The organism is Acinetobacter sp. GN11 (assembly GCF_054823985.1).
Window position 1 is genome coordinate 1 of the sequence record NZ_JRVL01000316.1, and the last position, 891, is coordinate 891.

Sequence of the window (891 nt, forward strand, 5' to 3'; positions counted from 1 at the left end):
GCAACCAACGATCCTGTCGCTGAAAGTGCAACTTGGTCGTTATCTCCAATTCGGTTGTATCGACCTGTCAGGTAGGCTGCGCGGGCACGGTAAGAGGCATAGACCGATGCATTATTTTGATTCGCATCTTGATCGCGCTCAACATAGCCTCCCCATCCAAATGAGCCGATTTGTGGATCGCTAAATCCATTTATTTCTTGTCTATACGTTGTTTTACCACTTTCATTAGAAATGCTTGTAATCGCATTGACTCGGGTAGATGGTGTGTAACGCAGCGCAAAGTAAATGCCATAGTCTTTTTGGTTTTCATAATCTTTATACGCTGAGGTATAAAAGCCCCAGTTTTTGTTTAGGCTTCCGCTTAAATTGGCAGACACCAATTTATAAGAGTTATCACTAAATTTAATTTGGTTATAGCCCAAATAAGCACCATAGCCTGCATAAAAATTATAGTTAATTCCTGCCCTAAAAATCTCATCTGCCAATGCACTGTAGCTCAGATAGTTTTTGGATTCATCATCGGTTTGATTATCTTTTAAATATCGAATTTGAGACACACGAGCAAGGTCAAAGTAGTTATCAAATACTTTGCGGTAACTGGTATTAAACGAAATATTCTTGCTGATACGCCCTTCTAATCCAACCAAGGCAGAATAGCCGTTTTCATCTTTATACTGACTCGTTGCAATGTCAGCATTAATCACCCCAAAACCAAATAGGTTCTTGGCAAAACCAGTGCCCAGATTTGAGAGCCCATCTGTAGAGGCCTCTGCACCACCGCTTAAGGTCAGTGAGTTGCTGTAGCCGTATCGTATCGCACCCGAAGCAAAAGTGGCATCATCATAATCATTTGAATATAGTCCATAGTTATAGCGTGGAACCCCGACATCT

The 891-nt window shown here is 41.4% G+C and carries 1 pseudogene; it reads right to left on the reverse strand.

Going from position 1 to position 891, the window contains the following annotated elements:
• Positions 1 to 891 (reverse strand): annotated as a pseudogene (locus NL42_RS18775) (fimbria/pilus outer membrane usher protein); the annotation flags it as partial.